Origin of the sequence: Ideonella sp. A 288, assembly GCF_002198735.1 — a bacterium.
GTDB lineage: Bacteria > Pseudomonadota > Gammaproteobacteria > Burkholderiales > Burkholderiaceae_C > Pseudaquabacterium.
The window spans coordinates 1-3,057 of record NZ_MWLO01000081.1; the positions used below are offsets into that span (position 1 = coordinate 1).

The window sequence follows — 3,057 nt, forward strand, 5'->3', positions numbered from 1 at the left end:
GGTGGGACAGGCGCATGGCGGGCTTTCGCATCGGCGGGCGCGGGCCGGGCCCGCAGGATCGGCGGCGACCGGCCTGTCGCCGCACAGCCGACCATTCTGTGGCACGGGCTCGCCGCGGCCGCAGCCCATCTCGTGCGCGGGGTCACGGACCGGGCGCGGGCTCCTTGCGGCCCGGCTTGTAGCCGGTGAGGCGGACGATGTCGCCGATCCACTTGAACCAGAAGTCGCCGCCCAGCGACGCGGCCAGCGCGGCGCAGGCCAGGCCGATCACCCAGGCGACGAAGCCGCCGAACGACTGCAGCCCCTGGGCGGCGACGAAGGCCGGCGGCTTGTCCCAGCCGATGCCCAGGCGCGACAGCGGGCCGAGCGCCCCAATGGCGGCGGCCGAGCGGTCCTGCAGGCACTGCACCTGGTTCACCAGCGCTGCCGCCTCGGCGGCAGCCGTGGCACGTGCGCCAGAGGCGGCGGCCCCTGCGGACACGGTGGACGCAGCGGACGCGGTGGCGGAAGCGCCGGCAGGCACCGCAGAGGCGGCCGGCGCCGACGCAACGGCCCCGGCCACCTGGGCCTGGGCAGTGCAGGCCTTGTCGACATAGCCGACGGCGGTGCTGGCCAGCTCCGCGCGCAACGCCGGGTCGGACGACAGCGCGCGCATCACCGCCAGCACGTCGACGTTGAAGGCCACGCAGACCACCGCCGCGGCGATCAGCGAGATCACCTTGGCGCGGCGCTTGGTCCAGCCTTCGATGCGGTTCATCGAGCCGTCGATCCAGTGCGCCGTCTCCTCGCGCATCCGGTCGACCAGGGCGGTGCCGTCGGCAGCCTTGCCGGCGGCGCTGTTGAGCAGCGCCTGCAGCGTGTTGCGCAGGGCCTCGGGCTGCAGGGTGGCGATGTGCAGGCGCAGGTCGGCCTCGGCCTTGGCCAGGTCCTTGCCGAGGCAGCTGCTGCCGAAGGGCATGGCCAGCGTCTGCAGGAAGGCCGCCGCCAGTTGCTCGGGCGGCAGGTAGCTGGCCTGGTCGCCGTCGCGGCGCTGCGAGGCCACCAGCGGGTGCTTCAGCAGCGCCTCGAGGCTGAAGCCCTGCCCCGTGCCCCCAGCCTGGGCTGCGCCGGCGGGGCCTTGCAGCATCTGCGCGGTCCACTGCGCCAGCCACTCCTGCAGGTGGCGGGCTCGCACCTTCGTGACCGACAGCACCACCTCGGTGACCGCGCTGGTGACGATGCCCAGCACGGCGAACAGGAAACACAGGCCGATGACCAACTCGACCAGATAGGACCCGAACATCGTTGACCCTCCCGCGTCCCGGCCGCGGCCGCCGACGATCGGCGGCCGCCCCGGGTCAGCGCGGATGATCGCCGTGGCCCGGCCGCCGCGCCATCCTCGAAGCGTAGGACGGGCGCACGACGGCGCCGGGCAACCGGACAAGCGGGCAAGCGGGCGACGCCGCGATGGGGCCCGCCCGGCGCCGGGCCTCAGCCCTCGCCGTGCCCCGGCTGCCCCAGCGGCGCCATCGGCCCGCGGCCGCTGGCTGCGGTGATCAGGCCCAGCACGCGGCCGGGCTCGGGGCCGACCATGTCCCAGGCGAAGCGCCAGGTCCAGTTCGGGTCGCCCAAGGTGCCGGGCACGTTCATGCGGTGCCCGGTGTCCAGGCCCAGCACGTCCTGCAGCGGGAAGATGGCCATCGCGGCCACCGAGTTGGCGGCGGCGCGGACCATGCCCCAGTGCACGTCGGACGCTGAACAGGCGAGGTAGGTGCCGGCGTAGCGGCGCTCGTGCGGCGGCGCGGCGTTCCACCAGCCGCGGGCGGTGTCGTTGTCGTGGGTGCCGCTGTAGACCACGCAGTTGGTGCCGTAGTTGTGCGGCAGGAACTCGTGCGTGCCGTCGCCGCCAAAGGCGAAGCAGATGAGCTTCATGCCCGGGAAGCCGCTGGCCTGCAGCAGCGCGGTGACGTCGGGCGTGATCAGGCCCAGGTCTTCGGCGACGATGGGTAGCGGGCCCAGCGCGCGCTCGATGGCCTCGAACAGCGCGATGCCCGGGCCGGGCACCCACCGGCCCTGCTCGGCGGTGGGGCAGCTGGCCGGGATCTCGAAGTAGCCGGCGAAGCCGCGGAAGTGGTCGATGCGGAAGATGTCGGCCTGCGACAGTGCGCGCTTCACCCGCGCCGTCCACCACGCGAAGCCCTCGGCGGCCATGCGGTCCCAGCGGTACAGCGGGTTGCCCCAACGCTGGCCCTGCGGCGCCATGTCGTCGGGCGGGCAGCCGGCCACCACGGTGGGCTGGCAGGCGTCGTCGAGGAAGTACAGGTCGGGCCGGGCCCAGCAGTCGGCGCTGTGGTGGGCGATGAAGATGGGCAGGTCGCCCATCAGCGCCACGCCGCGCGCATTGGCATAGGCCTTGAGCGCCGCGCACTGGGTGTCGAAGCACCACTGCACGAAGCGCCAGAAGCCGATCTCGGCCGCGTGCCCGCGCCGCGCCGCGGCCAGTGCCGCGGGCTGCCGGTCGCGCAGCGGCGGCGCCCACTGCCACCAGGGCTGGCCGGCGTGGGCCGTCTCGAGCGCCATGAACAGCGTGTAGTCGTCCAGCCAGTCGGCCTGCGAGGCGGCCCAGTCGGCCAGTGCCTGCCGATCGGCGGCGGTGGCCCGCGCCTCGAAGCCGGCGGCCGCAGCGCGCAGCTGCGCCAGCCGCCAGGGCACGACCTGCTCGAAGACCACGCGGTGCGCATCGAAGCCCCCGGCCGGCAGCACCGGCGGGGCCAGCCAGCCGCGCTCGACCAGCGGCTCCAGCGCCACCATCAGCGGGCTGCCGGCAAAAGCCGAGACGCTTTGGTAGGGCGAGTTGCCGGGGCCGATCGGCGTGGTCGGCAGCCACTGCCACAGGTGCTGGCCGGCACCGGCCAGCCAGTCGACCCAGTGGCGCGACTCGGGACCGAAATCGCCGATGCCATGCGGCCCCGGCAGGGAGGTGACGTGCAGCAGCACGCCGCTGGCGCGGGGGGGAAGGTTCATCGTGGAGAGACGGGCAGTTCGCGGGGATCAGAGGGGCGGCGGGGCGGTGGACGC

The 3,057-nt window shown here is 74.2% G+C and carries 1 protein-coding gene and 1 pseudogene; both read right to left on the reverse strand.

Going from position 1 to position 3,057, the window contains the following annotated elements; all coding sequences use genetic code 11:
* Window positions 1-142: 142 nt before the first annotated feature.
* A complete protein-coding gene (locus tag EOINJALH_RS06945) occupies window positions 143-1,282 on the reverse strand; it encodes a hypothetical protein (protein ID WP_088279620.1) in 1,140 nt (379 codons plus the stop codon).
* 188 nt (window positions 1,283-1,470) lie between these two features.
* Window positions 1,471-3,012 (reverse strand): annotated as a pseudogene (gene malQ / locus EOINJALH_RS06950) (4-alpha-glucanotransferase); the annotation flags it as partial.
* Between the last annotated feature and the right edge of the window lie 45 nt (window positions 3,013-3,057).